Below are 21,452 nucleotides of genomic sequence, written 5' to 3'. Positions count from 1 at the left end.
ATGGCGCGACTACACCCCGGCGAACGACCGCCGGACGACGAGAGCGGGCTTCCGTTGCCCGCATTACCCGCATTGCCCGCCTTCCCCGGGATCGCCGGATACGGTGAACTGCACGCCACCATCAGGAAGTTGGGCTTCCGGCACGCCGCCGACGCGCTGCGCGCCCCCGCACCGCAGCACGCGTCGCAGGCCACCCAGGCGCTGTTCGGCACCCTCCCGAAGGCCGAGACGGACGACGGGTTCCGCGTACTGGACGGACTGTGGTTCCCCCAGCGCGGCGGGCTCTGGCAGCGCGTCGATCTGGCGTACGTCCAGGAGGCGTTCGCCCGCTGGCACACCTCGGGCGACGCGCGGGGCATGGAGGCGGCCGCCGTCGTGGCGGTCCTGACAACCGTCCTCCAGGAAGACCCGATGGGCCTGCGCCGGCTCGTCCTGTGGGAGCTGTGCTGCCGCCTCACGGACGACGCCGCGGGGCACCCGGTCCCCCTCACCGACGCCGACAGCGATACCGATCCCCCCATCACCCCGCCCACCGCCGACGAGGCGGCCGCGCTCGGCGTCCACCGCAGCGAGGCGGGCCTCCTTGCCGCCGCCGTCGCCGCACACTTCCCCGGCCTCGTCGACGGACACTTGCCCGGCGCCGGTGCCGCACGGCACGCCGCCGAGACCCTGAGCGACATCTGGCCGAGCACCCGGCTGCGCGAGGCCGAGCGACTCGCCGCGCGGCTGCCCGCCCACCACTCGGATCACGTCCTCGACGCCCTGCTCGACACCCTCCACGCACGGTCCGCCGCCGTGGACCACCTCATGGACCAGGCGGTTCGGTCGGAGTCCTGCGGCGATTTCGCGGCCGCCGCGTCTGCCTGGCTCGGCGCGCTGCGGCAGGCCAGGGACGACCGGGACGCCCGGACAGGGCTGCTGCGCACCGCCTCGCGCCTCACCGATGCCCCCTTCGCCCCGGAGGATTCGGAGGTGACGGCCGCCGTCGACGAGCGGACGGTCCGGCTGACCTGGCGCGCGCCCCGCCGCGACGGCACGTCCGTGGCGTACCGCGTGCTCCGCTTCCCGGACGGCCGGCCCGAGATCGCCGTCGAGGTCTCGGCGCACGGCACCGCACGCACGGTCGTCGACCCGGACGCCCCGGTGGGACAGCCGCTGCGGTACGCCGTGTTCCCGCTGCTCGGGGAGCGACTTGCCGGAGTGCCGCGCGTCACCGCCCTTGTGCTGCTCACCCCGGACGTGACGGAACTGTCCGCCACGGCCGTGCCGGACGGCGTGCGCGTGACGTGGCGACGCGATCCCGCCGCGGTCGAGGTCAACGTCGTACGCATGAGTCTGGACGACGGCAACACCCCGGACCATGCGGTGAGTTGCAGGCGTGACCGGCTCGTCGACACGCCCCTCCCCGCAGGTCTGTACGTGTATGAGGTCCGCTGCGGCTACCCCGGCCCCGACGGCGGCCTCGTCCTGTCGCCGGGGGTCCGCGTCACCGCCCGGGCCGAGCGCTGGCCCGCCCCGGTGGAGGAGCTCACCGTCCAGCGCCTCGACGGGGGCGGCCGGGTACGCGTCGCGTGGCGGCCGCCGGTGTGCGGGGACGGCCACCTGGTGCCCTGGACCGAACGCCCCGTGCCGCCGGGCGCGGACGTCTCGGGGATCGTCCCCCGGCTGCCCGCACCCGGCTGCGCACCGGCCTCCGTCGACATGCGGCCGCCGCCCGGCAGGCGGGTCAGGCTGACCGCGGTGAGCGTGCTCGGGGAGCGGGCCGTCTCCGGGGCAAGCATGGTCATCGAACACCCGGGAGAGGTAAGGGACTTGGCGGTGCGCAGGCTCGCCGACGACCGCGCCGAGCTGCGCTTCACCTGGCCGGAGCCCGCCGTTCTGACGCTGGTCGCCTGGGAGGACGGGGAGCGCCGCGAGGAGCTACGGGTGGCGCGCAGCCGGCACGTCGCCGGGCGGGCCGTGACGGTGCCGGTCTCCGCGGGGGAGTGCCGGTTCACGGTCGGCGCGCTGCCCCGCCCGGACGCCGTGACCATCGAAGCGCCGCCGGCGCGGGCGATCCTGCCGCCCGCACCTCCGCCCGCCCCGCCCGCACCCGCTGGGGGGTGGCGAACCTGGTGGCACCGCTGGCGCCGCAGGCGCCGCCGACGCCCCTGAGCCGGCTCACTTCAGGTGCCGGTCGTAGAACCGGATCCCGTCCTCCCCCTCGAACCACGGGGTGCCGGTGTGCCCGCCCAGATTGGCGTGCAGCGTCTTCTGCTTGCTGCCGAAGGCGTCGAACAGGTCCAGGGCCCGTTGCCGGGGGTTCCCTTCGTCGTCCCACTGCAGCAGGAACAGCAGCGGGATGGTGACCTGCCGGGCCTCCTCGCGCTGGGCGTGGGGCACGTAACCCCCGGCGAAGAGACCCGCGGCCGCGATGCGCGGTTCGGCCACCGCGAGGCGGATGCCGACGGCGGTCCACCCCGAGTACCCGACGGGGCCGCCGATCTCGGGCAGCGCAAGGAGGGCGTCGAGGGTGGTCCGCCAGTCCGGGACCGCCTCTTCGACCAGCGGGCCGATGAAAGATTCGAAGATCTCGTCGACCGGCTCACCGGCCTGCACCGCCCGGCGGAGGTCGGCGCGAGCCTGCTCGTCGGCGGCGGAACGGGGCCGGTCACCGCACCCGGCGGCGTCGATGGAGGCCACCGCGTAGCCGTGCGCCGCGGCATGCCGGGCCCGGGCCACCAGCCGGTCCGCCCCCTTGGGCAGGCCGTTGTTGTGGGCCATCAGGATCAGCGGGGCCGGTGCGGCCCCGGGAGATCCGGCAGAGCCGGGTGTCCACAGGGTGCCGGGGATCTGGCCGAGGGTGAATTCGCGTTCGACGACGCCGTCGTCGAGGCACTGTTCGGAAGTGAAGTGCATGGTCGTGCCTTTCGGGAGTGCTCAGAGTGGCGCTCCCGGACGACGACCTATCGCCCGACCGTGACCCCGGAGGAGAGCACCCATGTCGTTGCTGCGTTCACGGGTACCACCTCCTCGTTCTCTCGCACGGCCTCCGGAAAATTAGCAGCGGTCCCCGTGGTCCGCCAACAGGTTTTCGCGGAGGCCGGGAAGGGACATCCGACCTGACGCCATGCCCGGTCCGGTCCTCCGGCCGCGCGTCACCGTGAGATGCGGGCTGCGATGCCGTCGAGCAGGAAGTCGAGGCCGGTCCGGAAGGTGTCGTCGGCGTCCAGGTGGGCGGCATCGCGCACCACCGTGGCCAGCGCGGGGAATCGGCCGGTGGCGAAGGTCCGCTCCAGATAGGGACCGAGCGAGGCCTGCCAACGCTTCTCGTCCATCCCGGTGGCCCGCTCGGCACGCCGCTCGGCGATCTCCCGGCGCACGGCGCCGATCGCGTACGCGTTGACCGCGGCGACCACCGGCATGATGGCGTCCACCTCCACGTCGGCGTCGCCCAGTGCGGCCATCACGGTCTCCCCCGTGGCCAGCGCGTGCGGCCCGAGCTGGGGTCGGCCGCCCAGGAGATCGGCGAGCCATTCGTGCTCGTGAGCGGCGTGCCGCGTGGCTTCGGCAAGCGACCGGAGCACCTCACGCCAGCCGTCTCCGACCGGCCGGATCTCGGCGTGGGCGGCGTCGACCATGAGGTCGAGCAGCTCCTCCTTGCCGGCGATGTAGCCGTAAAGACGCATCGGACGGACGTCCAGCTCGGTGGCGACCTTGCGCAGCGACACCGCGTCCAGGCCGTCCACGTCGGCCAGTTGGATCGCCGCTCGCACGATCCGCTCCCGGCTCAGCGGGACCGGTACGGGTCGATTCGGAGGCTCCGGCCTCTCCCACACCAACATGCCGCCGACAATACATCGCCTCGGGGCGATACAGTGTATCGCTCAGTACGGCGTATCGAGGGGTAGGGGACCCATCATGACCATTGCCATCGTCGGAGCCGGCCTCGGCGGCCTGGCTCTCGCCCGTGTGCTGCACGTGAACGGCATGGATTCCGTCGTGTACGAACGTGAATCGTCACGCGGCGCCCGCGGCCAGGGCGGCATGCTCGACATCCACTCCGGCCAGCGGGCGCTGCGCGAGGCCGGCCTGATCGACCGGTTCTACGCGATTGCCCGCGGCGAAGGCCAGGACATGCGTCTCCTGGAGCCGGACGGCACCCTGCTGCTCCAGGAGGACACCCCCGACGACGCCCCGCTGGAGCGACCCGAGGTCGACCGCGCCGATCTGCGCGACCTGCTCCTCGATTCCCTCCCCGAGGGCACGGTGCGCTGGGGCCACGCGTTCACATCCGCCGACAACGGCCTGCTGCACTTCGCCGACGGCAGCAGTGCGGCATACGACCTGCTGGTCGGCGCGGACGGCGCGCAGTCCCGGGTCCGCGCGCTGCTCACCGACGCCCGCCCGGCGCATCTCGGCCAGAACGTCGTCGAGGTCGGCATCCCCGACATCGACCGCACGCACCCCGACCTCGCGGCGATGGTCGGGCGCGGCAACTACTGGGTGCTGGGCAACGGACTGTCCCTGGCGGCGCAGCGCAACGGCGACGGCCGCGTCCGCATCGGCATCAGCTTCTACAACACCGCCGAGGACTGGTTCGCCACCAGCGGGATCCCGTTCGACGACCCGCCGGCCGCGCGGGCGCGGCTGATCGATCTGCTCCCCGGCTGGGACGCACGGTTCACCGCGCTGATCGCGGCCTGCGACGACCTGGTCGTGCCGCGGTCGATCAGCACGCTCCCGGTCGGCCTGACCTGGCCGTCGACGCCGGACGTCACGCTGCTCGGCGATGCCGCGCACCTGATGCCGCCGGTGGGAGAGGGCGCCAACATGGCGCTGCTCGACGGCGCTCTGCTCGGCCTCGCGCTGGCCGCGCACCCGGACGACGTTCCCGCCGCCGTCAAGGAGTACGAACGCGAGATGTTCGAACGCACCGGCGCCGCCGCCCGGATGTCGGCGGACATGCAGGAGTTGCTGATGTCGCCGGACGCGAGCAAGAAGATGCTCGCCTTCTTCCAACCGGGCTGAACGCGACCGATGACCTATCCCTTGCTGATGAAGGCGGCCGCGACGAGAGGAACGGCGCAGACCGCCTGGAGCCCGGCGAACCATGCCGGGCAGACGCCGGGGATCAGGTCGACGGCGACGATCGCGACCGGCATGACGACCGTGAGGACGCGCACGCGCCGACAGGCCCACCGCGCTCCCCCTGCGGCGCGGACCGTCAGCCAGTACAGCACCCCGGCGCTCGCGAGCAGTGCGGCCGACCGGCCCCACATGAACGAGGTCACCGTGTGTCCGGTCGGCACGAGGACGGCGACCGTCAGGAGGGCGGCTGCGGTGAGCGCGCCGTAGGCGACGACGAGGGTCTTCACCGTACGAAGGGCCCGTCGGGTGTGCGGATGGTCGAGGTGCGGCTGCTCGGTCTGCCGGTCCTGATCCTCTCCCAGTACGTCGAACAGCTCTATGCCCGGGAGCTGTTGGCCGACGGCGCCGGGGGGATCGGCTACTTCCTCAAGGAGAGCGTGTTCGACGCCGACCAGTTCATCGACGCCCTGGAACGCGTCGCCGCCGGCGGCACCGCCATGGACCCGGCCGTCATCGCCAAACTCCTGACCGGCGGGACATCGAACCGGCGGCTCGACCGGCTCACCGAACGGGAGCACTCCGTGCTCGGCCTCATGGCCGAAGGCCTCTCCAACCAGGCGATCGGCCGGCGGCTCTTCCTCAGCGAGAGCGCCATCAGCAAATACACCACGTCCCTGTTCGGCAAGCTCGGCATCACCGACGACGACAACGGCAACCGCCGCGTCCTCGCCGTCCTCACCTATCTGAACAAGCCCTCCGACTCGGCCTAGTCACACGCCCTAGTCACACGCCCTAGTCACACGCCCTAGTCCCGCACTTCCGCCTCCGCCCCGCCCCCGAACTCGAGGAGCAGCCCCGTCCGCAGGGCGATGGTGCGGCCGGGCTCCACATCGCGCACGGTCCCGTCGTCCTTGCGTGCCGTCCACACGTCCTTGGTGTGGTTGGTGAGGCCGAACCTGCCCGGGTTCTTGGGGTGTTCGGTCACCTCGCCGACCACCGCCCGGAAGTCGTGCCGGTCCGGGTACTCGGCCAGATGATGGGCGTAGACGCGGGCGCTGGGGGCGAGCCTGATGCCGCGCCGGGTGCGCAACGTGCCCGTACCGGTGATGAGTTCGAGGCGCGGCGGCAGCCGCAGCGTACGGCCGCACTTCCAGCAGTCGGGGGCCGCGCCGTCCGGCTGCGTGAGGTTCTGCTTGCCGCAGGAGCCGCACTGGGTGATGGCGTCCAGGACCTGGCTCAGGGCGTCGCACCACTGCGACTCGCGCACCCGCCGGACCGGTGACCGCAGCCCTTCCGTGAAGGTCTGTACGAAGAGGTCCCGCAGGATCTTCGGGAGCGCGCCCCAGGTGGCGACCACGGTCGGCTGCTCGTCCGGCACCGGGCGGTTGCGGGCGTCGGACGGGTCGTAGACGAAGACGGGATCGGTGCCGTAGAGGCGCCGCTTGGCGGCCTCGTCCATGCAGCGGATGCTCAGGGCCTGCGCGCCGTTGAACGGGTGGTCGTTCATCAGGAGCAGGAAGAGCAGCACCGCGAGCGAGTGCAGGTCGGTCTGCGTGCCCGGCTGCGCCCCCTTGTCGCGGCGGACCAGCTCGGGCGCCATGAAGTCCATCGTCCCCGCGACGGCGGCGGACTCGCCCTCGACGACCGCGTTGTCGTTGTCGCAGACGAGGACGTCCCCGGTGCGCGGGTCGAAGAAGATGTTGCCCCAGTTGATGTCGCGGTAGGCGATGCCCTGGGAGTGCAGCGACAGATACGCCTCGACGGTGTGCAGCGCCACGGTGACCAGGGTGCGCATCGTCGCGGCGGACACCGAGGGGTCGCGGCGGAACAGCGCGGGCAGGTCCTGGAAGCGTGACGGCCGTACGTCCATCAGATAGCCGAAGCCCGGCTCCCCGTTCTCTGGGCCCTCCGGGTCCAGGACGATGGCTGTCGGCCAGAGGAAGCGGTCGTCGCTCCAGCCGCGCGCGATGAGGCCTTCGAGGATCTGCCGCTGGCGGGCGTCGGCCAGCTGCGGGTAGTACCACTTCAGCGCGCGGTCGCCGTGCGGCGTCGTCACGCGGTAGACCTCGCCCTGGCCGCCGGAGCCGAAGAGTTCGGCGACCTTGACCTTCTCCCCCGACTCGGCCACCAGGGTCTTTCCGGCGGCGAGCATGCCGTTCACCATGCGGTTCCTCTCTCGGCTTCCTGTTCGACTGTGGGTGGTGCTGTCTGCCCGGTGGGCGCCGTGGCCGCGAACGCGCCCACGAAGGTGGTGTCGTCACCGGAGTACTTGGCGGCCCGCTCCAGCCAGTCCGCCAACTGCCCCTGTACCGCGGGCACGCCCTGCCCCGCGGCGCGGTCGGTCACACCGGTGGCGAAGTCCAGGAACCCCTGGTGGTCGGCGAAGCTCTTGGAGAGGCCGTCGGTGGAGATCAGGACGGCGGGCGGCGCCCCTGTGGTGAAGGGCTGCCAGTGCGACCGCATCTTGCGCCATGGCTCCGGCTCGCACAGCGAGTCCGTCTCGTCCCCCATGTCGGGGCCCGTCGAGAGCGGTGTGTGCGGGGTGCCTTCCGCGTCGACTAGGACGATGTCCCCGTCCCCCAACTGCCAGCAGAACAGCATGCTTTCGGTGAGTACGGCACCGATGAGCGTGCTGCCGTACACGGCGAGGTCGGGCGCTTCGTCGGCGGCGCCCGGCAGATGACGGCCGCCGCGCGCCGGGGAGTTGCTGTCGTGCCACAGCGCCCGCTCGCGCCAGCGGTGCGCCACCTGCTGCGGCAGCCTGCGCGCCTCGGTGCGCAGCCCGGTCCAGCCCGTCACGTCGGCGCCGACCCGCACCGCCTCCTGCGCGAAGCCCCGCGCGCACGCGGTGAACTCCTCGACGGCCCACAGGGATCCGAGGTCGCTGCGGAAGTGCGCGGCTGAGCCGTGGCCGTCGGCCACGGTGAGGACGGCGGCCCGGCCGTCCGCCACGGACAGCGCGCCGAGGCTGTCCTGGCTGTACTTCTTGCCGACTCCCTTGACGGTCGCGCTGAGCAGCGCCCATCCGTCGACCCGCGTCGAAGGCGCGCTCACCAGATGTCGTCTTCGTCGCCCTTGGTCAGCGGCGCCGGACCGAGCGGGGTCGTGGGCTTGGCGTCCTCGACCTTCGGCGTCGACGCGTCCTTCACGACGGCCGTCGACATCCAGCGGATGCACGCGGCGAGCTGGCGCGGGTTCTTGGCCTGCAGCGGTTCGAGCTCGGGGTTGCCGAGGAACTCCTTGAGCATGCTCTTGTCCGCGTCGTCCCCGATGGCCACCGCTACCCGCACGGCGCGCTTGCCCCAGGGCGTCGCGTCGATCTCGCGCAGCCCCGCACGCCAGTCGTCGGTGGGCTGCCCGTCCGAGGCGAGGGCGAGCACCGGGGGCAGCGCGCGCTGCGGCATCGGCGGGGTCTGCAGCGCACCGGCCGCGAGCTTGAACGCGGCGCCCATGTCCGTGCCGCCGTAGGTGTGCATCTCCTCCCACGCGAAACGGTCGACCGGGGTCGGCTCGTCCACGTGCCAACTCGCCCCATTGGCAAAGGAGATGGCGCGTACGAGGAGGGATGCGGCCGGGTTGGACTCGGCGACCTGCTGCATCTGGGGGATAGCCTCGCGGATGGCGAAGTTCAGCTCGCTGATCTTTCCGTTGACGCCCATGGAGCTTGAGCAGTCGAGCATCCAGATGAAGTGCACGGGGCGGTTCGCCATGCTGCCGCCGGGGAAATTGTCGGCGGCGTCACTCTCGACGGCCACGCCGGCCTCGCTGGTTTCCCGCACGCTGGTCCTTTCGTGGATCGGTGGTTCGGTGGTTCGGTGGATCTACGGGTCGGTGGCTCGGCGGATCGACGGTTCAGTGGCTCGGCGGTTCGGCGGTTCGGTGGATCGGCGGTTCGGTGGATCGGCGGTTCGGTGGATCGGTGGATCGGTGGTTCAGTGGGTCGGCGGCTCGACGGTTCAGCGGTTCGGTGGATCGATGGATCAGTGGTTCGGCGGATCGGTGGTTCAGCCATTCAGTGGTTCAGCCGTTCAGCCGATCGATGCTGTTGCGCCACGCGTTCCACTCCTGGACGCGCTGGTGTCCCCGCTCGGGCGTGAGCCGGACCAGCTCCGTGGCGACCTGGCTCAGCGACCAGGCGTTGAGCCAGGGCAGCACGGGCGCGAGCACCTGGGTGAGCAGCTGGTCGGCGACGCGCCGCCAGTCCTCCGTGACGCCGCGCCGCTGACGGGGGCGCCACGCGTGGTAGAGCGCGGCGATCTGGTCGGGCCGGTGCGGCAGTTCCTGGATCATGCGCTCGCGCGCGTCGGCGGCGAGGAGGTGCGAGCGGTAGGGGTGCAGTACGTCGTTGTGCGCGCCCATCAGGAAGCTCAGGCCCGGCGAGCGGCACAGGTTGACCGGATCCACCCGGGCGAGCCCGAGTGCGACCAGCGCGCCGGTCCCTTCCTGCAGGACGACGTTGAGGGGTTTCGCCTGCCCGAACCTGTCGCTGAGCTGGCCGACGGCCTGCTCAACAGGAAGCCGCCCGTCGGCGAAGTCCTTGGCCAGCACGACGAGTTCGGCGGTGGCGCGCTCGGTCCCGCGCAGCTTCGCCTTGACGCCCAGCAGGCTCCTGGCCAGCTCGATCAGCTCGGCGTCGAGCCGCTCCGGGGCCCTGAGCCAGCCCACGAGCCTGACCGCGAACCCCGCCTCGACGATCAGGCGCGCCGTGCAGACACGGGCGACCCGCTGCACATCGGCGCGGTCGGGCTGCTGGCCGCCCCACACCAGCCACCACAGCAGCCACAGCAGGTCCGCGTCGTTCACCCGCTGCCCGGGCAGCAGCTCGGTGAGCGCCGCGAAGAGCTCGGCGCCACGCGGACCGCCGGGCTCCCTGCTCCAGCGCGCGGCCGCCTCAGCGAGGCGGACCGCGAGCGGTGCGTCGTCGATGTTGCGCAGCAGCCATTCGCCCTGGGGCGCGTTGGCCAGGCCACGCAGCTGGTCCAGCTTGTGTTCCGTGAGGTTGTCGCCGAGCAGTTTCAGGACCTGCCAGGTCAGGCGCGGGTTGCCGAGGGCCTGCAGGACCTCGACGGCCTCCGCGCACTCGCGCCGCCCCGGGTTGAGCAGGGCGCGGGCGAGCCGCCCGGTCGCCTCCTGCAGCCCCCGCCCCGATTCCGCGCCCAGGGCGAGCGCGAGCCGCAGCGGCTGGGTCCATGCGCCCATGGGGTGGCGCCGCACCTTGTCCCGCAGCACGTCGTCCGCGCGCTCTCCGAACTCCGCGCGCAGCCGCTGCCAGGCATCGGCGCTCAGCGGGAGCCGTTCGCAGGCCGCGATGTCGGGCAGGGTCTCCTGGGCCTCGGCGACCGCCACGTAATGACGGACGAGGGCGATCGCGAGCGGTTCGGCCGCGGCGTGGTCGGCGCCGCCGAGCTCCTCGCAGAGCAGATACAGCTCGTCGACGACGGGGCTGACCGCGGGCTCCTGCCGCACGGTCTCCGCGTGGGCGCGGACCGCCTCGCGCCGGGCGGCGTCGGACATGGCCAGCAACTTGCCCACGTCGAGCGGCGGCCGCGTAACACCGAACGGGTCGCCCCCGTCGGACGGCGGCTCCGGCGGCGTCCCCTCGATCCACTCCTTGGCGGTCACCTCGGCCCAGGTGTCGGCGACGGGTGAACTGCCCTGGCCGCCCAGGCCGTCGTGCACGCGGTAGAGGTGGTCGAGCGTGGGGCCGTGGAAGCGGTCGAAGTCCGCGTCCGGGCCGATGCCGATGATCTGCTGCGGTGCGCGCCGCGGCGCGTCGGCCCTGGTGCTGAACGTCAGCGACATGGCGTACGCGGGAGGCAGCGAGGCACAGGCGAGGGCGACCCAGTGGGCCACGGTCTCCGGGTCGTGCTCGGCGACGACGATCTGACGCCCGGCGCGCTCCTCGAAGAGGCGGTGCACATCGGCGAGGAAGGGCTCGACACGGGAGGCGTGCTCGCGGGCGAAGGCGATGAGCTGCTCGGCACTCAAGTCGAGGTCGGACAAAGGGAGTTCGTCCGGCGAGTCGGCGTACACGGCGTCGATCCGCTGCCCGGTGCCGGTCACGCAGAGAAGGCTGCCGCCTCCGGGGAGCCTGCTGCGGCTGAGTCCATGACGGTGGCCCACAGCGAGGACGTACTCGGCCAACGCAGGTAATTCCAGGGCCTGTTCTGTTTCCTGCTCCTCCTGCTCCTCCTGCTCCTCCTGCTCCTCCTGCTCCTCCTGCTCCTGCTGCTTCTCCTGCTCCTCCGGTCCCGGCGGTGCGGGAATCAGGCGGACGGCTCCGGTGTCCGGCTCCTCGTCGAGCCGGTAACTGAGGCGGCGGATGGCCATGCCACATTCTGACCATCCGTACGTCCCGATCGCAGGCCGTCCGCCAACTTTCCCCCTTCCTCGGGAATCACTCGGCGCGCCCACGCACCGAGCCGGGCGACGCGGTGCGCCCTTGCGGTCCCGGCGGGTTGCGGCCACGGTGGTCACGGGCCGTCACGAACGGCCCGGTGAACGGCCCTTCCCGCACGGTTGATTCGGAGTCGACGTGGCCTCCTTGCCCTCCTTCCCGCTCCCCCATGTCCTGCTCGGCGACGGACCGCACAAGGTGATCGCCGTGCACGGCTGGCTCGCCGACCGCTCGGCGTACGCGCCGGTGCTGGCGGACCTCGACCTCGCCGCGTTCCAGTACGCGGTGGTCGATCTGCGCGGGTACGGGGAGGCGAAGGAAGCCGTCGGCGCGTACACGACCTCCGAGGGGGCCGCCGATGTCGTCGCGCTCGCGGACCGCCTCGGCTGGGACCGCTTCTCTCTGATCGGCCACTCCATGGGTGGCAGCGTCGCCCAACGGGTCCTGGCGCTCGCACCGCACCGGGTGCGCAGGCTGGTCGGCGTATCTCCCGTGCCCGCGTCCGGACTTGACCTGCCGCCGGACCAGTGGGAGCTGTTCGCCGAGGCCGACCGGCTGCCGGGGAACCGCCGCGCGATCATCGACGTCACCACCGGCGGGATCCGGCCCGCGGCCTGGCTCGACCGCATGATGGAGCGCTCGCTCGTGGTCAGCGACGCGAAGGCCTTCCGCGCCTGGCTCGACTCCTGGGCGCGCGAGGACTTCCACGACCGGGTCGAGGGCTCGACCGTGCCTGCGCTCGCGGTGGTCGGGGCGCTGGATCCCGCCCTGGGGGCGGAGCTGATGCGCCGGACCTGGCTGCGCTGGTACGCGCGCGCCGAGCTCGTGGAGCTCGGCGAGGCGGGCCACTACGCGATGGACGAGACCCCGCTCGCCCTCATCCGCGCCGTGGAGGATTTCCTGCGGGAAGACGGCGAGGGCGGCGAGAGCGGCGCGCGCGGCGAGGACGGGTAATGACGCACCCGCCGCATGCCGGGAGCCGGCGGATCTCCGTGTCGGACGACGACGCCGAACTCGCCGCCGTGCCCGATGTGTTCGCCCCCTGGCAGTACGCGTCCGGGGTCCCGCACGACCGCTACCGCGTACTCCGCGACCGGCACCCCGTCGCCTGGCAGGACGAGCCGGAGGTGCTCGACTGGCCCGCGGGGCCCGGCTTCTGGGCGGTGACCCGGCACGCGGACGTCGTCCGCGTGCTGCGGGACTCCGGCAGCTACTCCTCGCACCTGGGGGCCACCCAGATCCGTGATCCCGCCCCGGACGACCTGCCGTTCATTCGGCGCATGATGCTCAATCAGGATCCCCCAGAGCACGGCCGGTTGCGTCGCCTGGTCAGCCGCGCCTTCACGCCCAGACGCCTGGAGCGCTTCGAGTCCCTGGCCCGCGACCGGGCCCGCTCCCTGCTCGCCGCCGCGGCGGACCGGGCCCGCGCGGGCGACGGCACCTGCGATCTCGTCGCCGACGTAACCGACGACTACGCCCTGCTGAATCTCTCCGACCTCCTCGGCGTCCCCGAGGCCGACCGCGGCCTGCTGCTGCACTGGACGCAACGCGTGATCGGCTACCAGGATCCCGACGAGGCGGGCGAGCTGACGCTCGACGCGGACGGAAAGCCGGTCAATCCACGCTCGCCCGCGATGCTGCGCGACATGTTCGGCTATGCGCAGGACCTGGCGGCCCACAAACGCCGCGCGCCCGCCGACGACATCATGACGACCCTCGCCACCGACCCCGAACTGACCGCCCCCGAGCTGGAGATGTTCTTCTTCCTGCTCACGGTCGCGGGCAACGACACCGTACGCAGCGCGGCGCCCGGCGGTCTCCTCGCGCTCATGGAGCACCCCGACGAGTACCGCCGCCTGCGCGAGGGCGACGCCTCGATCACCTCGGCAGTGGACGAACTGCTGCGCCACCACCCGCCCGTGCTCAGCTTCCGCCGCACGGCCACCCGTGACACACAGCTCGCGGGCAGGACCGTCCGCGCCGGGGACAAGGTGGTCGTCTTCCACGCCTCGGCCAACCACGACGAGCGCGTCTTCACCGACCCGCACCGCCTGGACCTGTCCCGCACCCCCAATCCCCACGTCTCCTTCGGCGAGGGCCCGCACGTCTGCCTGGGCGCCCATTTCGCCCGCCTCCAACTCCGGGTCCTGTACGAGGAGTTCCGCACCGCCTGGGGCGCGCCTGCCGAACTGGCGGGACCGCCGCGGCGCCTGGTCTCCAACTTCATCAACGGGTTGAAGTCGGTGCCGGCCCAGGTGCCGAAGGCGCGGTAGTCCGAGGCGCGGTAGTTCGAGGCGCGGTAGTTCGATACCGTTCAAGATCCACCGCGAACCCGCGCGCGAGCCCCGCGCGCCGCCCACCACGGAGACTCCCGCATGCACGGCGCAGCCGTCCCCGCAGCCGAGGACGAGTACCACGACGACATCTTCCCCAACCTCGACGCGCCGGAGGACGGAACTCCCTGGCAGGCGCCCGCCGACCTGGAAGAGCACCTCTACGAACTCGCCGAGGCCGACGACGCCTACACCTACCTCCGGGCCATTTCCGTCACGGGCCTCTACCGCCCGGTGGCGATGGCGGACGTGGCGCCGGGCGCGACGGAACGCCCCGTCCTCACCGTCGACGTGCCGGACGGCCGCAAGGTGGCGCAGATGTACACCGCGGGCGTGCTGCCGCGGCCGCATCCGGAGGTGGTGTACGAGTTCGTCACGCTCGGCACCCTGGCGGCCGAACTGCCTGACGACATCGACATCCTGGTGGTCAACGCGGCCACGCCGTGCCAGCAGTTCTTCCTGACGACCGACGACGAGCGGGAGGTCTGGGCGGATCTGCACGCGGCCCACTACGACTCCGAGCGCCTCATGGACCGCGTCGACACCCGCCGCACCGGGGCGCCCGATTCGGTCACCCTGCTGCGCGGCCTGGCCTGCGGCGCGCACCTCTGCTTCGCCAACGGCGACGCCTGGAACACCCTCGACTGGCACGGCGCGGGCTACAACTCCGAGGTTGAGCGCCTTGAGGAATGGTGGGGCGTACACGACCGCGACGACTGGCTCGGCATCCAGGAGCGGCTCCTGAACCGTGAAGTCAGCCCCTGGTACTGGGACTTCGTGCTCGGCGCCCGCACCTCGCTGATCGAGCAGTACGGCCCCCGCGTCGACCCGGAGCTGTGGCGCCAGTGCGTGGAAGTGACCATCCGCAACCGCGTGTTCGAGACGGAGGGCCCCGACGCCCCGCACAAGCCGGGCGACGACCCCGACCTGGACGACTTCGTCGCCGCGCTGCGCGGCCTGGTGGGCAAGGTGCTGCGCTACGAGTCCCGCTTCCGCGCCGACGGCCTGCTTCCGACCGAAGGACATGTCACATCCGTCGCGGCGTGGGACATCGGCCGCGCGTCGAAAATGGCCCGCTGGGGCAGAGGAGCCCGCTATGCGACGCACGCCGAGCTGCACGAGGCCATCGAGCGCGCGGGCCACGCCGCGCAGTCGGCGTACGGCTCGTGGGAGGAGTTCTCCGCCGGGTACATCCTCGGCCGGTGCCTGCACTTCGACGAAGAGCACTTCGGTGACTGGTACACGACCGTCCTCCACGCTCACCGGGAGTTGATTTCGGACCCGGACAGCCCGTGGCTGACGGTTCCGTTCCGCTGAGCTGAGAAGCGCCACGGGGGACGTGCCGTACTCGTCCGCGGGTGCGTCGTGGCTGGTCGCGCAGTTCCCCGCGCCCCTTCGGGGCGCCCCCCTCCGCTCACCTGAACACCCCGCATCACAATCAGGTCTCGCTCCCCCTCCACCCCCTTGCCACCCACCCATGTAATCGATTCCAATCCTCCGTGTAATCGATTCCACAAGGAGGTGGACGGCGATGGCGAGCATCAAGGACGTCGCGGCCGAGGCGGGCGTTTCCGTCGCTACGGTCTCCCGCGTCCTGAACAGTCACCCCTCGGTCAGCCCGGCCGCGCGGGCCCGCGTTCTTGCCGCGGTGGAGAGCCTCGGCTACCGGCCGAACGCCGTCGCCCGGTCCCTTCGCACCGACCAGACCCGCACCCTCGGCCTGGTCATCAGCGACGTACTGAATCCGTACTTCACGGCCCTGGCCCGCTCCGTCGAGGAGGCGGCCCGCGCGCTCGGCTACAGCGTGATCATCGGCAACGCCGACGAGCGGCCCGAGCTGCAGGACCACCATGTGCGCACGCTCCTGGACCGCCGGATCGACGGGCTCCTGGTCTCCCCCACCGACGGCGGCTCCCCGCTGATCCTGGACGCCGCGCGCGCCGGCACCCCGATGGTGTTCGTGGACCGCTGGATCCCGGGCGTGGACGTCCCCGTCGTCCGCGCCGACGGCCGGCAGGCCGTGCGTGACCTGGTCGCCCATCTGTACGGGCTCGGCCACCGCAGGCTCGCCATCATCGCGGGCCCGGCGGCCACCACCACCGGCAGCGAGCGCGTCGACGCCTTCCGGGAGGCGCTCGGGGCGTACGGGCTTCAGCTGCCCGAGGAGTACATCGGGCAGGGCGACTTCCAGGCCGACAGCGGCCGCCGGGTCACCGAGGCCTTCCTCGCGCTGCCCGAGCCGCCGCAGGTGATCTTCGCCGCCGACAACCTCATGGCGCTCGGTTCGCTCGACGCCATCCGCGCGCACGGGCTTCGCGTCCCGCACGACATCGCGCTCGCGGCGTTCGACGACATCCCGTGGTTCGTGCACACCGACCCGCCGATCACGGCGATCGCCCAGCCGACCGGTGATCTGGGGCGGGCCGCCGTCCAGGCGTTGGCCGACCGGATCGAGGGCAGGAGCCCGCGGTCCGTCACGCTGCCCGCCCGTCTCGTCGTGCGCCGCTCCTGCGGCGAGTCCCCCACCGACCTGAGGAGCACCACGTGAGCGAGAAGCACCACGTGAGCAACGAGGACGAGTTGCTGCGTATCGAAGGCATACGCAAGACCTTCCCCGGTGTCGTCGCGCTCGACTCCGTCGACTTCGACCTGCGCCGCGGCGAGGTCCATGTCCTGCTCGGCGAGAACGGCGCCGGCAAGAGCACCCTCATCAAGATGCTCTCCGGCGCCTACCGCCCCGACAGCGGCCGCGTCCTGGTGGACGGCGAAGAGGTCCGCATCCACGGGGCGCAGGACGCCGAGCGGCTCGGCATCGCCACGATCTACCAGGAGTTCAATCTCGTGCCCGACCTCACGGTCGCCGAGAACATCTTCCTGGGCCGGCAGCCGCGCCGCTTCGGAATGATCGACCGGAAGGCGATGGAGACGGCCGCCGATGAGCTCCTCAAGCGGGTCGGCGTGCAGGTCTCGCCCCGAGCCAAGGTGCGTGAACTCGGCATCGCCCGGCTCCAGATGGTGGAGATCGCCAAGGCGCTCAGCCTGCGGGCCCGCGTACTGATCATGGACGAGCCGACCGCCGTCCTGACGAGCGACGAGGTCGACAGACTCTTCGCGATCGTGCGGCAGTTGCGCGAGGACGGCGTCGGCGTCGTCTTCATCACCCACCACCTGGAGGAGATCGCCGCGCTCGGTGACCGCGTGACCGTCCTGCGCGACGGCCGCAGCATCGACCAGGTGCCCGCGTCGACGCCCGAGGACGAGCTCGTACGCCTGATGGTGGGCCGCAGCATCGAGCAGCAGTATCCGCGGGAACGGCCGGACGCCGGGGGCGCGTTGCTCACCGTCGAGGGCCTCACCCGTGACGGTGTCTTCCACGACATCAGCTTCGAGGTGCGGGCCGGTGAGGTCGTCGGTCTCGCCGGGCTCGTCGGCGCCGGACGCACCGAGGTGGCCCGCGCCGTCTTCGGTGCCGATCCCTACGACGCGGGCTCGGTCGGCGTACGCGGCAGGCGGCTGCCCCGGCATGACGTGATCGCCGCGATGGGCGCGGGCATCGGCCTCGTACCGGAGGACCGCAAGGGCCAGGGGCTCGTGCTCGACGCCTCCGTGCAGGAGAACCTCGGTCTGGTGACGCTGCGTTCGGCGACCCGCTCCGGGCTCGTCGACCTGAAGGGCCAGCGGGTCGCGGCCGCGCGGATCGCCGAGCAGCTCGGCGTGCGGATGGCCGGACTCGGCCAGCATGTGCGCACCCTCTCCGGCGGCAACCAGCAGAAGGTCGTCATCGGCAAGTGGCTGCTCGCCGACACCAAGGTGCTGATCCTCGACGAGCCGACGCGCGGCATCGACGTCGGCGCGAAGGTCGAGATCTACCAGCTCATCAATGAGCTGACGGCCTCCGGGCACGCGGTCCTGATGATCTCCAGCGATCTGCCCGAGGTCCTCGGCATGAGCGACCGCGTGCTCGTCATGGCGCAGGGCCGCATCGCGGGCGAACTCGCGGCGGACGACGCGACGCAGGACGCGGTGATGGCACTCGCCGTCAGCAGCGTCAGCAGTACGGCAGTTCAGAACGGATCAACCGAAGGGAAGGCCTCCCGTGGCCACTGAAACGCTGAAGAGCAACGCGGGTGGCGCCACCGGTATCCGCCGCCTGCTGCTCGACAACGGCGCGCTGAGCGCCCTGGTCGTCCTGGTGGTGGCGATGTCGCTGCTGTCCGGCGACTTCCTCACCACCCAGAACCTGCTCAACGTCGGTGTGCAGGCCGCCGTCACCGCGATCCTCGCGTTCGGCGTCACCTTCGTCATCGTCTCGGCGGGCATCGACCTGTCGGTCGGCTCGGTGGCCGCCCTTTCCGCCACCGTCCTTGCCTGGACGGCGACTTCGCAGGGCCTGCCGGTCTGGCTCGCGATCGTCTTCGCGGTCGGCACGGGCATCGCGTGCGGCTTCGTCAACGGACTGCTCGTCTCATACGGCAAACTCCCGCCGTTCATCGCGACGTTGGCGATGCTCTCGGTGGCCCGCGGCCTCTCCCTGGTCATCTCGCAGGGCAGCCCGATCCCGTTCCCGGACTCGGTCTCCAGCCTCGGTGACACCATCGGCGGCTGGCTGCCGGTCCCGGTCATCGTGATGATCGCGATGGGTCTGGTCACGGCCGTCATCCTGGCCCGTACGTACATCGGCCGTTCCATGTACGCGATCGGCGGCAACGAGGAGGCGGCGCGCCTCTCCGGCCTGCGCGTCAAGCGGCAGAAGCTCGTCATCTACGGGCTCTCCGGTCTCTTCGCCGCCGTCGCGGGCATCGTCCTCGCGTCCCGTCTGGTCTCCGCGCAGCCGCAGGCCGCACAGGGTTACGAGCTGGACGCGATCGCCGCGGTCGTCATCGGCGGCGCGAGCCTGGCGGGCGGCGTCGGCAAGGCGTCGGGCACCCTGATCGGCGCGCTGATCCTCGCGGTCCTGCGCAACGGCCTCAACCTCCTCTCCGTGTCCGCCTTCTGGCAGCAGGTCGTGATCGGCGTCGTCATCGCGCTCGCCGTCCTACTGGACACGCTGCGCCGCAAGGCGGGAGCGACCCCCGGCGCCTCCTCCGGAGCATCCGGCGGGGTCGGGCGCAAGGGGCCGCAGGCCTTGAAGCTCGGGATCGCCGCCGCGCTCGTGGCGGCCGTGGTCGGCGCCGTCTCCTTCTTCAACAACGGTTCCTCCGGTACGACGACGAAGATCGGCATGTCGCTCTCGACCCTGAACAACCCCTTCTTCGTACAGATGAAGGAGGGCGCGCAGGCGGAGGCCGAGAAGGCCGGCATCGATCTCACCGTCACGGACGCCCAGAACGACACCTCGCAGCAGACCAACCAGCTGCAGAACTTCACCGGCGAGGGCATGAAGTCGATCATCGTCAACCCTGTCGACTCGGACGCGGTGGGCCCGGCGGTGCGCGGCGCCAACAAGTCGGACATCCCGGTGATCGCCGCCGACCGCGGCGTGAACAAGGCGGAGACGGCGACGCTCGTGGCCTCCGACAATGTCGCGGGCGGCAAGCTCGCCGCGAAGACCCTCGCCGAGAAGCTGGGCGGCAAGGGCAAGATCGTCACGCTCCAGGGCGTCGCGGGCACGTCGGCCAGCCGTGAGCGCGGCAAGGGCTTCGCGGATGGGCTCAAGGAGTACCCGGGCATCGAGGTCGTCGCCTCGCAGCCCGCGGACTTCGACCGCACCAAGGGCCTGGACGTCATGACGAACCTGATCCAGTCGAACCCCGGCATCGACGGTGTCTTCGCCGAGAACGACGAGATGGCCCTTGGCGCGGCCAAGGCGCTCGGCGACAAGGCGGGCAAGTCGGTCGCGGTGGTCGGCTTCGACGGAACTCCGGACGGACTGAAGGCAGTTGAGGCGGGCACGCTGTACGCGTCCGTGGCACAGCAGCCGAAGGAACTGGGGCGCATCGCCGTGCGGAACGCGGTGAACGCGGCACGGGGCAAGGACGTCGACTCGATGGTGAAGGTCCCGGTGAAGGTGGTCACGGAGAAGAACGTGGCCGACTTCTCCTGACCGCCACCCCATCTCCGTACGCACGCACGAGCAGGAGCCGGATCTCACCGATGCACGCTGCCCCCCATGATGCCCATGACGACGCCTTTGATGCCCATGCCGCCCATGACGACGCCTCGTACGACCTCCTGGTCGTGGGATCAGCCAACGCCGACCTGGTGATCGGCGTCGAGCGCCGCCCCGCCCCCGGCGAGACGGTGCTCGGCTCCGATCTCGCGACGCACCCCGGCGGCAAGGGCGCCAACCAGTCGGTCGCGGCGGCCCGCCTTGGTGCCCGCACCGCGCTGCTCGCCCGGGTCGGCGACGACGCGCACGGCAGGCTGCTGCTCGACTCGCAGCGCGCGGCGGGCGCGGACACGGTCGGCGTCCTGGTCGGCGGGGCGCCCACCGGCGTCGCGCTGATCACGGTCGACCCGTCGGGCGACAACAGCATCGTGGTGTCGCCGGGCGCGAACGCCCGCCTGGCCCCCGAGGACATCCGCGCGGCGGGCAGCCTGCTCGCCGCGTCGCGGGTCGTCTCGACCCAGCTGGAGATCCCGGTCGAGACGGTCACGGAGGTGGTACGCACCCTGCCGCAGGGCACCCGCTTCGTCCTGAACCCCTCTCCCCCCGCCCCGCTGCCTGCCGAAGTCCTCCGCGCCTGCGATCCGTTGGTGGTGAACGAACACGAGGCGCGCTACATCCTGGGCGCCGACGCGTCCTCCGGCGCTCCGGAGGACTGGGCCCGGGCCCTGCTCTCCCTCGGCCCCCGCTCGGTGGTGATCACCCTGGGCGCGGAGGGCGCCCTGACGGCGACGCCCCTCAACTCCCCTGTCCGCATTCCGAGTCCACGAGTCGAGGCAGTGGACACGACGGGCGCGGGCGACGCGTTCACTGCAGCCCTGGCCTGGCGCCTGGGGCAGGGGGACGACCTCCCGACGGCGGCCGAGTTCGCCGCACGCGTGGGCGCGTCGTCGGTCACCCGGCAGGGCGCGCAGGCGTCGTATCCGACGGCGAAGGAAGTCGCCCCCCGGTGAAGAAGTCCGGCATCCTCAACCGCCAACTTGCAGGCGCTCTGGCCGAGTTGGGCCACGGCCACACAGTCCTGATCTGCGACGCGGGCATGCCGATCCCACCGGGTCCGCGCGTGGTCGACCTGTCCTTCCGGGCCGGCGTCCCGTCCTTCGCCGAGGTCCTGGACGGCGTACTCGCGGAACTGGTGACGGAGGGCGGCACCGCGGCCACGGAACTGCCCGAGGCGAACCCGCCCACGGCCCACCTCCTGACCAGCCGCGTCACCCCACTCCACCTGGTCCCCCACGAGGAACTGAAGCACCTCACGTCGACCGCCCACCTGATCATCCGCACGGGCGAGGCGACGCCGTACGCGAATGTGCTGCTGCGGTGCGGGGTGTTCTTCTAAGACTTGATCCGCAATTCACCAGAGGTCGAGCCACGGGTTGCGGCCGGGGCGGCGTCCGGGCTTTCCGGCGAGGTCACGCACGGGGCGTGGCTCATCCAGGGTCGCTCGGGACCGCCGTCCGGCGGTTCGGGGAGCCAGAGGTCGCACGGCGTTGCCGTGGGAATGCCGCATGGCCGGCACCGCGAACGGTGGTCTGACTCGGTGCGG

Annotated in this window: 17 protein-coding genes and 1 pseudogene; 11 read left to right on the top strand and 7 right to left on the bottom strand. The window is 71.7% G+C overall.

Going from position 1 to position 21,452, the window contains the following annotated elements; translation table 11 throughout:
* Positions 1-2,154 (top strand): hypothetical protein, encoded by a 2,154-nt coding sequence (locus tag OG453_RS29560; RefSeq protein WP_266871591.1) that lies wholly within the window; start codon positions 1-3, stop codon positions 2,152-2,154.
* Positions 2,155-2,160: 6 nt separating this feature from the next.
* Here the strand turns inward: OG453_RS29560 and OG453_RS29555 are convergent, their stop codons facing one another.
* The gene (locus OG453_RS29555; protein ID WP_266871590.1) at positions 2,161-2,898 is read right to left on the bottom strand and encodes a dienelactone hydrolase family protein; all 738 of its coding nucleotides are present in this window, start codon (positions 2,896-2,898) and stop codon (positions 2,161-2,163) included.
* Between the two features lie 239 nt (positions 2,899-3,137).
* The gene (locus OG453_RS29550; protein WP_266871589.1) at positions 3,138-3,824 is read right to left on the bottom strand and encodes a TetR/AcrR family transcriptional regulator C-terminal domain-containing protein; all 687 of its coding nucleotides are present in this window, start codon (positions 3,822-3,824) and stop codon (positions 3,138-3,140) included.
* Between the two features lie 76 nt (positions 3,825-3,900).
* On the opposite strand from OG453_RS29550, the gene OG453_RS29545 reads away from it, so the two are divergent.
* On the top strand, positions 3,901-5,010 hold the full coding sequence (locus OG453_RS29545; protein ID WP_266871587.1) for an NAD(P)/FAD-dependent oxidoreductase: 1,110 nt from the start codon (positions 3,901-3,903) through the stop codon (positions 5,008-5,010).
* Positions 5,011-5,024: 14 nt separating this feature from the next.
* Here the strand turns inward: OG453_RS29545 and OG453_RS29540 are convergent, their stop codons facing one another.
* Positions 5,025-5,357 (bottom strand): hypothetical protein, encoded by a 333-nt coding sequence (locus OG453_RS29540; protein ID WP_266871586.1) that lies wholly within the window; start codon positions 5,355-5,357, stop codon positions 5,025-5,027.
* 48 nt (positions 5,358-5,405) lie between these two features.
* Between OG453_RS29540 and OG453_RS29535 the strand changes: the two are divergent.
* A pseudogene (locus OG453_RS29535) lies at positions 5,406-5,840 on the top strand (LuxR C-terminal-related transcriptional regulator); the annotation flags it as partial.
* Positions 5,841-5,875: 35 nt separating this feature from the next.
* Here OG453_RS29535 and OG453_RS29530 read toward each other — a convergent pair.
* From OG453_RS29530 to OG453_RS29515, 4 genes are all read right to left on the bottom strand, one after another.
* The gene (locus OG453_RS29530) at positions 5,876-7,234 is read right to left on the bottom strand and encodes a serine/threonine-protein kinase (protein WP_266871585.1); all 1,359 of its coding nucleotides are present in this window, start codon (positions 7,232-7,234) and stop codon (positions 5,876-5,878) included.
* Complete coding sequence (locus OG453_RS29525; protein ID WP_266871584.1) at positions 7,228-8,124, bottom strand: protein phosphatase 2C domain-containing protein; 897 nt, start codon at positions 8,122-8,124, stop codon at positions 7,228-7,230. The genes OG453_RS29530 and OG453_RS29525 overlap by 7 nt, the downstream gene beginning before the upstream one ends.
* Positions 8,121-8,780: a tellurium resistance protein gene (locus tag OG453_RS29520; protein ID WP_266873172.1), complete on the bottom strand. Its 660-nt coding sequence runs from the start codon at positions 8,778-8,780 to the stop codon at positions 8,121-8,123. The genes OG453_RS29525 and OG453_RS29520 overlap by 4 nt, the downstream gene beginning before the upstream one ends.
* A 310-nt stretch (positions 8,781-9,090) precedes the next feature.
* Positions 9,091-11,400, bottom strand: a complete 2,310-nt coding sequence (locus OG453_RS29515) for a GTPase-associated protein 1-related protein (protein WP_266871583.1) — start codon at positions 11,398-11,400, stop codon at positions 9,091-9,093.
* A 214-nt stretch (positions 11,401-11,614) separates the two neighbouring features.
* Between OG453_RS29515 and OG453_RS29510 the strand changes: the two genes are divergently transcribed.
* From OG453_RS29510 to rbsD, 8 genes are all read left to right on the top strand, one after another.
* Entirely contained in the window at positions 11,615-12,421 is an 807-nt protein-coding gene (locus tag OG453_RS29510) for an alpha/beta fold hydrolase (RefSeq protein WP_266873171.1), read from the top strand.
* Positions 12,421-13,740: a cytochrome P450 gene (locus OG453_RS29505; protein WP_266871582.1), complete on the top strand. Its 1,320-nt coding sequence runs from the start codon at positions 12,421-12,423 to the stop codon at positions 13,738-13,740. Before OG453_RS29510 ends, OG453_RS29505 begins: the two co-directional genes overlap by 1 nt.
* A gap of 102 nt (positions 13,741-13,842) precedes the next feature.
* Positions 13,843-15,117, top strand: coding sequence for a DUF1266 domain-containing protein (locus OG453_RS29500; RefSeq protein ID WP_266871581.1), 1,275 nt, complete (start codon positions 13,843-13,845; stop codon positions 15,115-15,117).
* Positions 15,118-15,331: 214 nt separating this feature from the next.
* On the top strand, positions 15,332-16,348 hold the full coding sequence (locus OG453_RS29495; protein WP_266871579.1) for a LacI family DNA-binding transcriptional regulator: 1,017 nt from the start codon (positions 15,332-15,334) through the stop codon (positions 16,346-16,348).
* Between the two features lie 14 nt (positions 16,349-16,362).
* Positions 16,363-17,907 (top strand): sugar ABC transporter ATP-binding protein, encoded by a 1,545-nt coding sequence (locus tag OG453_RS29490; RefSeq protein WP_266873170.1) that lies wholly within the window; start codon positions 16,363-16,365, stop codon positions 17,905-17,907.
* A complete protein-coding gene (locus OG453_RS29485) occupies positions 17,897-19,843 on the top strand; it encodes a substrate-binding domain-containing protein (RefSeq protein WP_266871578.1) in 1,947 nt (648 codons plus the stop codon). Before OG453_RS29490 ends, OG453_RS29485 begins: the two co-directional genes overlap by 11 nt.
* A gap of 50 nt (positions 19,844-19,893) precedes the next feature.
* Positions 19,894-20,859, top strand: a complete 966-nt coding sequence (locus OG453_RS29480) for a ribokinase (protein ID WP_266871577.1) — start codon at positions 19,894-19,896, stop codon at positions 20,857-20,859.
* Complete coding sequence (gene rbsD / locus OG453_RS29475; protein WP_266871576.1) at positions 20,856-21,245, top strand: D-ribose pyranase; 390 nt, start codon at positions 20,856-20,858, stop codon at positions 21,243-21,245. Before OG453_RS29480 ends, rbsD begins: the two co-directional genes overlap by 4 nt.
* Positions 21,246-21,452 lie beyond the last annotated feature (207 nt).

Source organism: Streptomyces sp. NBC_01381, from assembly GCF_026340305.1.
Classification (GTDB): Bacteria; Actinomycetota; Actinomycetes; order Streptomycetales; family Streptomycetaceae; genus Streptomyces.
The sequence above is the reverse complement of the archived record's forward strand: the minus strand, read 5'-3'. Positions and strand labels throughout refer to the sequence as shown.

Coding starts and splice junctions, on each gene's coding strand:
- OG453_RS29495 (WP_266871579.1), top strand. CDS start 15,332: ATGGCGAGCATCAAGGACGTCGCGGCCGAGGCGGGCGTTTCCGTCGCT.
- OG453_RS29545 (WP_266871587.1), top strand. CDS start 3,901: ATGACCATTGCCATCGTCGGAGCCGGCCTCGGCGGCCTGGCTCTCGCC.
- OG453_RS29515 (WP_266871583.1), bottom strand. CDS start 11,400: ATGGCCATCCGCCGCCTCAGTTACCGGCTCGACGAGGAGCCGGACACC.
- OG453_RS29550 (WP_266871589.1), bottom strand. CDS start 3,824: ATGTTGGTGTGGGAGAGGCCGGAGCCTCCGAATCGACCCGTACCGGTC.
- OG453_RS29560 (WP_266871591.1), top strand. CDS start 1: ATGGCGCGACTACACCCCGGCGAACGACCGCCGGACGACGAGAGCGGG.
- OG453_RS29505 (WP_266871582.1), top strand. CDS start 12,421: ATGACGCACCCGCCGCATGCCGGGAGCCGGCGGATCTCCGTGTCGGAC.
- OG453_RS29500 (WP_266871581.1), top strand. CDS start 13,843: ATGCACGGCGCAGCCGTCCCCGCAGCCGAGGACGAGTACCACGACGAC.
- OG453_RS29480 (WP_266871577.1), top strand. CDS start 19,894: ATGCACGCTGCCCCCCATGATGCCCATGACGACGCCTTTGATGCCCAT.
- OG453_RS29530 (WP_266871585.1), bottom strand. CDS start 7,234: ATGGTGAACGGCATGCTCGCCGCCGGAAAGACCCTGGTGGCCGAGTCG.
- OG453_RS29555 (WP_266871590.1), bottom strand. CDS start 2,898: ATGCACTTCACTTCCGAACAGTGCCTCGACGACGGCGTCGTCGAACGC.
- OG453_RS29520 (WP_266873172.1), bottom strand. CDS start 8,780: ATGGCGAACCGCCCCGTGCACTTCATCTGGATGCTCGACTGCTCAAGC.